This window comes from Streptomyces sp. NPDC029292 (assembly GCF_055569295.1).
Genome location: NZ_JBVHXR010000052.1, coordinates 1 through 6,621 on the forward strand (window position 1 = coordinate 1; position 6,621 = coordinate 6,621).

The following is a 6,621-nucleotide window of genomic DNA, read 5'->3' on the forward strand; positions in this document are numbered from 1 at the left end:
TCTCACGCTCATCGCGTGAGGACTGGACGCAGCCGGAACCCATCACCGCCAGTGATGATCCGAGCAGCAAGCCCGGGACTTCAGTCCCGGGTAGTTGACAGGCGAGTGTGGCAACAGAGGGTGCCGATGTAGTAGAGGCCTCGCTGTGGTCGAGGCCCTCGTCATCAAGGAAATTGACACGCGCCACGAGTGGCACAACCACGGCGACAAGCCCACGCGGCTGGGCGTGGTCTTCCTCGCGACCGAGCACCGGGGCTACTGACCGGCTATGAACCGGTGGCCGGGTCCACCCGCAGGCCGCGCAGCAACACATCGAGGAGCGAGTCCACCGACTCGACGCTCAGATCGGTGCGACGGGCGGCCACCCAGTACATGAGGGAGCCGAGGATCGCGTCCGCGACCGAGCCGAAGTCCGCGTCCGGGCGCACCTCTCCGGCCTCGGCCGCCACGCGGAGGCGGTCGATGAGCCCCTTGCGCTGCACCTGGGTGAAGCGCTCGTAGAGCCGCTCGGCGGTGGCCGGGTCCTCGCTCGCCGCGGAGGTGAGGGCCCGGATCCGGCCGGCCCGGATCGGGTCGACGAAGTCCCGGGCGAGGGCGTGCGCCCACGTCCGAACGTCCTTGTCCACCGATCCGCTGTGCGCCGGCGGGGCGAGGTGGAAGGGCTGCGCCTCCTCCATCACCGCGTCCGCCACGACCATCCCCTTCGAGGGCCACCAGCGGTAGATGGTGTCCTTGCCCACTCCCGCGCGCGCCGCGATCCCGCCGATCGACAGCTTCTCGTAGCCCTGCTCGCCGATGAGTTCGCGGGTCGCGGTGAGGATGGCGAGCCGCGATGCCTCGCTGCGCTTGCGGCCCGGGGTGGGACGGGGATCCTCGCTGGCCGAGGGGCGGTTGCTGGGCTGGCTCACCCGGCGAGTATAGGTCGGCCACCCGCCCACGGAGCGGGCGTGCCTTGCCTCTGGGCCGCACCGGAGTTACATTTCAATACGGGTCGCCTCGAATCGTAATAGTCCAGACCCTCGGCAACATCAGCAAGGACGGCAATGACTCTTCTCAGCACTCCCTTCAACCGCGACACCACCGCCGACGAAGTGCTCCGCGGTGTGGACCTCACCGGTCGGCGAGCCGTGGTCACCGGCGGCTCCTCCGGGGTCGGCGTGGAGACCGCACGGGCACTGGCGCGAGCCGGCGCCGAGGTGACCCTGGCGGTGCGCAACACCGCCAAGGGGGCCAAGGTCGCCGCGGAGATCACCGCGGACACCGGCAACCAGGCCGTACTGGTCGCGCCGCTGGAGCTCACCGACCTGGACTCGGTGCGCGCCTTCGCCGCTGCCTGGCAAGGCCCGCTGCACATCCTCGTCAACAACGCCGGCATCATGGCCCTGCCGGAACTGCGGCTCACGCCGCAGGGGTGGGAGGCTCAGTTCGCCACGAACCACTTCGGCCACTTCGCCCTGGCGACCGGGCTGCACCACGCGCTCGCCGCCGAGGGCGGCCGGATCGCTGCGCTCAGCTCCACCGCGCATCTGTATTCGCCGGTCGTCTTCGACGACATCAACTACGCGCGTCGGCCCTATGTCCCGCTGGAGGCCTACGGCCAGTCCAAGACCGCGATCGTGCTGTTCGCCGTGGAGGCCGGCCGTCGCTGGGCGGCGGACGGCATCACAGCCAACGCTGTAATGCCTGGCGGCATCCGTACCCCGTTGCAGCAGTACGCCTTCGGCGAGGACATGTCGGACGAGGCGCGGGCCGTCTACGATGCCTACCCCTGGCGCACCGCCGCCCAGGGCGCCGCCACATCGGTGCTGGTGGCCGGCTCGCCGCTGGTCGAGGGGGTGACCGGGCGGTACTTCCAGAACAGTGCCGAGGCCCCGGTCATCGACCCGAAGGAGTTGGAGACGGACATCGAGCCGGTGGGTGTCGCCGAGTACGCGCTCGACCCGGTGGCCGCCGAGCGGCTGTGGGAGCTGTCCACGGCTGCCGTGTCCGCCTGACGTGGCCGGCCGGGGCGGTGCCTTGATCCGCGACGAGGACGGCGTGCTGCTCCGAGGTGTGTCAGACCCGCTGCCGTGCGCGTGCCGCTTCGAAGCGGGCGACCCAGAGGGCGGTCCGGTCCAGATAGGCCGTCTTCGCGCGGAGTCCCGTGCGGCCGTAGGCACCCTCGTAAGAGAGGTAGTCGAGGGCGCCGGGGGTGTCGGCGGTGGCCGGCTCGATCTGGGTGCCCTCGTGCCACTCGTTGAACGAGGTGATGCTCACCCAGTCCAGCGCGGCGTCGCCGTGCCCGCTGGCCAGGGCGTACTCCCACTCCAGGTCGTAGGTCCATCCCTGCGCGCGGTCCAGGGTGGGCGTCGTGTTCCCGGGGACGGCCCGGTAGTCGATGTAGCCGGGGCCCACACCATGTCCCGCTCGGCGCAGAAGGCGGCGCCCTGTGTCCAGTCCGGCTTGTCGGCCGTGGCGATCGCGTCGTACGTGTACACGCCACCGGAGTCGCCGATGCGGGTGAGGTCCCAGGGGGCCTTGACCTGAATCCTGAACACGTCTTATGCGGCTTCGGTCAGCGTAGTTGATGTTGTGTAGAAGGTGTCCTCGTAGGCGATCGGGCTGCGTCGTCCGAGCCGGGAATGGCGGCGCCGGGTGTTGTAGCGGTGCAGCCAGCGGAATGCGTCGAGCCGGGCCTCACGCTCGTTTGGCCAGGCCCTTCGGCCCTGGAGGATCTCTCGTTTGAGGGATTGATCGAGCCCGCCCATGGTCGGTCTATGCCTGATCTCGCAGGGCCTCCAGTTCCGCACGCAGCGCGTCGTTCTCAGCTGCCAGTTCGGCCTTGCTGCGCCGGTTTGCGGGCGGCTTTCGGGTGGAGCGGCTGGGCCTCTGAGAGCGGTTTTCGGCCGGGGGTTCGGCGACGGGGCCCAGGGGCTCGAAGGCGACGATCGCTGCGGGGTCCGGTCTGCACTCTGGGCAGCACTCCTCGTCGCAGACCCCTCCATCGGGCCGTGGGCTCTTCCGGTTACGGGTCGCCTCGATGACGTATCCGCAGTACAAGCGCAGCCGCCATCACTGCAGTTCCCACGGAGGAGCCGGAGGCCCGAGGAGCTGGCGCATCCGTGCCCAATGCTCTTCTGACCAGGGAGGGGCCTTGGCAAGTTGGCGTTGAACCCACTCATGAACTTGCACAGCCTCTTGCTGCCAACGGTGGTCGGCCTTGGTCAACTGACGGTCCGCCAAAGGCACGCCATGGCGTAGGCATTCGGCCTCCATCCCAGTGACGGTAGGCAACGGGGGCACCGGTCTGGGACGAGCCTTCAGAAGTTATCTAGACCTCGTGTTGATACGCGCAGGTCAGACGGATGCGGCTGGCTGAGGGACGTGAGGTCAGTATCGTCCACGCAGGCGGTCATTGGTGAGCGGTCTGCCTTCGGGTGGGGGTATCGCCGATGTAATTGGGGTCAGCGTGCGCGCTCGTCGATGAGGACGGCCAAGCCGTCCAGGATGCGCTTTAGGCCGAACTCCCATGCCTGGTCCTGGCCGTGGGATTGGGCTGCTGAAGTGAGGGCCGCGGTGAGGGCGGGAAATCGCTCGCCGTGTGCCTGCATCAGGTCGCCGAGGATGGCGCCCAGTTGGGCCTCGGGGTTGCCCGCCGGGCCTGTTGCACGGGCCTGCTGGGTGATACCGCGTACGTGACCGACCAGTAGGACAGCCGCGTCCATCCGTTCGGCGCCGCTCAGCCCCGTGCCGTCCAGGGCGGAGACGGCACGCTCCAGCCAGGACAGCTCCGCGGGTCCCATGATCCGCGGCCCGACGGTGGCGTCCAGCGCCCAGGGGTGCTGGCGAAAGACGTGAATCAGCTCGCGTGCCCATTCCTCCAGCTGCTCCCGCCAGGCACTGTGTCGCGCCCTCACCTGCGGGTACGGGCCGATCGCGGCGTCCACCATCAGAGCGACCAGCTCGGCCTTGCCCGGCACGTAGCGGTACAGCGCCATCTTGGTCACGCCCAGTTGCGCGGCGACCCGCTGCATGGACACATCGGCCAACCCCTCCGAGTCGGCGATCTCGATCCCGGCCCGCGCGATGCGGTCCAGGTCGAGCGTCGGCCTGGGCCCCCGTGCGGGCTTGGGGTGCGGACCCCACAGCAGCCGCACCGCCTCAGCGTGCTCGTCACCCATGTCTGCCGCCCCTCCTGACCGACCTTGCCGAATCAACTGTGTCTACGGTACACAGTAATTAACAGTGTCCGCAGGACACGGTTTCTAGAGTGGAGGAATCCGTGAACGGGAACGTCCTCATCTCCGGCGCGAGCATCGCCGGCCCCGCGCTGGCTTACTGGCTGGGACGCCACGGCTTCAAGCCCACCGTCGTCGAACTGGCCCCAGCCCTGCGCGGCGGCGGTCAGGCCGTCGACTTCCGTGGCGAAACGCACCTGACCGTGCTGGAACGCATGGGCCTGACTCCCGAACTGCGCCGCGTCGAGACAGGCGGCAGCCCGATGCGCTTCGTCGACGAACGCGGCCGAACACTGCTGCACCTGCCGGCCGAGTTCGCCGGCGGCGAGATAGAGGTGCTCCGCGGGGATCTGGCCCGGGTGCTGTTCGAACACAGCCGCCCTCACACCGAGTACATCTTCGGCGACTCGATCACCCGCCTCACCGAGACCCCCTCCGGCGTGCGGGTCGACTTCCAGCAGGGAGTCTCACGGGACTTCGACCTGGTCATCGGCGCGGACGGATTGCACTCCAACGTCCGTCGGCTCGCCTTCGGCCCAGAGGAGGACTATGTGAGCCACCTCGGCTACTACGCCGCCACCTGGCAGATGCCCAACGACCTGGGCCTGGGAAAGGGCTCGGTCGGATACAACGCGCCGGGGCGTCTCGCCTCGGTCGGCGCCGACCACCGGGACCCGGCACAGGCAGGGGCGTTCGTCGTCTTCGCCGCGCCTGAACTGTCGTACGACCGCCACGATCCCGAACAGCAGAAGCATCTGATCGACAACGCGTTCGCCGGTCTCGGCTGGGAGGTGCCCCGCTTGCTTGCCTCACTGCAGCAGGCCCCCGACCTGTACTTCGACTCGATCAGCCGCGCAGATGTAGATACCTGGTCCACAGGGCGAGTGTGCCTCGTCGGTGACGCCGCCTGCGGGGCCACCATTGGCGGCATGGGGACAGGAACCGCGGTGGTCGCCGCCTACGTGCTGGCCGGCGAACTCGCGCGAGCCCAGGCCGACTACCGGGCGGCCTTCACCCGGTACGAGGGCAGGCTTCGGAAGTACGCCCAGGGCTGCCAGGCAGGCGGCGACCGCACCGGCAGGTTCCTCGCCCCCGGCACCGCCACCGGCATACGTCTCCGCAACACCCTCCTGTCCCGCCCCTTGTTCCTGAACGGAATGCTCAAGCTGGGGGAGAAAATCAGCAGCACCGTGGACCTGCCCGACTATCCGTTTGACACCAGCCGCGTCATGCGATGACTTGATCACGGCGGACGCCTGAAAGCCGTCGATTCTCCGAGCGCAGCCGAGCATCGAGGTTTTCGTTTGGTGGAAAGACCCAGCCGAACCGGCACCTCGCCCTGCGTGACCCCTTCCGGGAAGGTCAACTCGGGCGATCGATCTGAAGGGACGGAAAGTGCCGATGTGGGAGCCCTCTGAGGCTGATCTCCAGCTCCTCCAGGAGGTGTTCGTGCGGACTGCGGCGGAGTTCGGCTGCCAGGTCGTCGATGGGGTTCGGGCTGAGGGCTGGAGAGGACGGACCCTGGGCGGCAAGGTGACGGTGAACGGACTCGCCAGATGGCTTCGGGTCGTCGTCGCGCCGGGTGACAGGGTCAGTGAGAAGCTCTGGACGGGTAACGAGTTTGCGCAGCTCATCGCGGGGGCATCCCGGCCGGAACTGCTGGGGGTCCGGAACTGGGCTGAGGAGGGTCTCCGTTTCCGGGGCGAGCTTTCGACGTTCGTCGAGGACGGCCCGGTCTCCGTGACGCCCGAGCTGCGGGGGCCCGTGCGGTTGTCGGAGTGCTGGTGGAAGGGGCTTGAGGCGTCCCTCGACGCGGTGGCGGCGACCGCGACGGACCGGGTGTCGGTCCGTCAGGACCTGGTGAACCGGCGCCTGGAGTGGATCAGCGGCGGCCGAGTTGCCCCTCTGAGCTGCGTCCGTTTGCTGCCGCCGGGCGCGCGGGGCGGCAAAGCGCCGCAGTAGATGTGGCGGTGTGGTACTCGCACCCCTCCCATTGAGCCGATGCTCGTCGAAGCCTGGCGCGAGCTGCGGTCACGGCAGCGTGGTGAGCCGCACCGGCAGTGGGCGGCGAAGTGATCGACCGAGTAATTCCGCATGGCGTAGTCGAAAGTGATCTCCTGGCCCGCTGGGATGAGCCGGCGGGCGACGAGGTCGTGCGCGCCGCTGGCGTTGAGGCGGATTCCGCAGTTCGGGAGGTTCGGCCTCTTCGGAGGCCGTATCACCCGTACCCTTCGTGGTGTCTACGGCGTCACATAGCGGGCGCCAAACACTGGAGGCAACACCTCGTGCTCATTGCTCAGCGCCCGTCTCTGACCGAAGAGGTCGTCGACGAATTCCGCTCCCGGTTCGTGATCGAGCCGCTGGAGCCGGGCTTCGGCTACACCCTCGGCAACTCCCTCCGTCG

The 6,621-nt window shown here is 68.5% G+C and carries 7 protein-coding genes and 1 pseudogene; 4 read left to right on the forward strand and 4 right to left on the reverse strand.

The features are described from left to right. Nucleotides 1–266 precede the first annotated feature (266 nt). On the reverse strand, nucleotides 267–908 hold the full coding sequence (locus ACZ4WS_RS47625) for a TetR/AcrR family transcriptional regulator C-terminal ligand-binding domain-containing protein (RefSeq protein ID WP_467990462.1): 642 nt from the start codon (nucleotides 906–908) through the stop codon (nucleotides 267–269). A 135-nt stretch (nucleotides 909–1,043) separates the two neighbouring features. Here ACZ4WS_RS47625 and ACZ4WS_RS47630 point away from each other — a divergent pair, with 135 nt between their 5' ends. Continuing rightward, nucleotides 1,044–1,994, forward strand: coding sequence for an SDR family NAD(P)-dependent oxidoreductase (locus tag ACZ4WS_RS47630; protein WP_467990464.1), 951 nt, complete (start codon nucleotides 1,044–1,046; stop codon nucleotides 1,992–1,994). Nucleotides 1,995–2,055: 61 nt separating this feature from the next. Here ACZ4WS_RS47630 and ACZ4WS_RS47635 read toward each other — a convergent pair whose 3' ends face one another. The 3 genes from ACZ4WS_RS47635 to ACZ4WS_RS47645 form a co-directional block, all read right to left on the reverse strand. Continuing rightward, nucleotides 2,056–2,394, reverse strand: coding sequence for a hypothetical protein (locus ACZ4WS_RS47635; RefSeq protein WP_467990466.1), 339 nt, complete (start codon nucleotides 2,392–2,394; stop codon nucleotides 2,056–2,058). Between the two features lie 146 nt (nucleotides 2,395–2,540). Beyond that, entirely contained in the window at nucleotides 2,541–2,747 is a 207-nt protein-coding gene (locus ACZ4WS_RS47640; RefSeq protein WP_467990468.1) for an integrase core domain-containing protein, read from the reverse strand. Nucleotides 2,748–3,443: 696 nt separating this feature from the next. Next, the gene (locus ACZ4WS_RS47645) at nucleotides 3,444–4,160 is read right to left on the reverse strand and encodes a TetR/AcrR family transcriptional regulator (RefSeq protein ID WP_467990469.1); all 717 of its coding nucleotides are present in this window, start codon (nucleotides 4,158–4,160) and stop codon (nucleotides 3,444–3,446) included. 101 nt (nucleotides 4,161–4,261) lie between these two features. On the opposite strand from ACZ4WS_RS47645, the gene ACZ4WS_RS47650 reads away from it, so the two are divergent. From ACZ4WS_RS47650 to ACZ4WS_RS47660, 3 genes and pseudogenes are all read left to right on the forward strand, one after another. Beyond that, nucleotides 4,262–5,455, forward strand: coding sequence for an FAD-dependent monooxygenase (locus tag ACZ4WS_RS47650; protein ID WP_467990471.1), 1,194 nt, complete (start codon nucleotides 4,262–4,264; stop codon nucleotides 5,453–5,455). Nucleotides 5,456–5,618: 163 nt separating this feature from the next. Then, nucleotides 5,619–6,179 (forward strand): hypothetical protein, encoded by a 561-nt coding sequence (locus ACZ4WS_RS47655; RefSeq protein WP_467990473.1) that lies wholly within the window; start codon nucleotides 5,619–5,621, stop codon nucleotides 6,177–6,179. A 323-nt stretch (nucleotides 6,180–6,502) separates the two neighbouring features. Continuing rightward, a pseudogene (locus tag ACZ4WS_RS47660) lies at nucleotides 6,503–6,621 on the forward strand (DNA-directed RNA polymerase subunit alpha); the annotation flags it as partial.

Bases quoted from the DNA above. Each gene is read 5' to 3' on its own strand.
- ACZ4WS_RS47630 (WP_467990464.1), top strand. From the start codon at position 1,044: ATGACTCTTCTCAGCACTCCCTTCAACCGCGACACCACCGCCGACGAA.
- ACZ4WS_RS47640 (WP_467990468.1), bottom strand. From the start codon at position 2,747: ATGGGCGGGCTCGATCAATCCCTCAAACGAGAGATCCTCCAGGGCCGA.
- ACZ4WS_RS47645 (WP_467990469.1), bottom strand. From the start codon at position 4,160: ATGGGTGACGAGCACGCTGAGGCGGTGCGGCTGCTGTGGGGTCCGCAC.
- ACZ4WS_RS47655 (WP_467990473.1), top strand. From the start codon at position 5,619: ATGTGGGAGCCCTCTGAGGCTGATCTCCAGCTCCTCCAGGAGGTGTTC.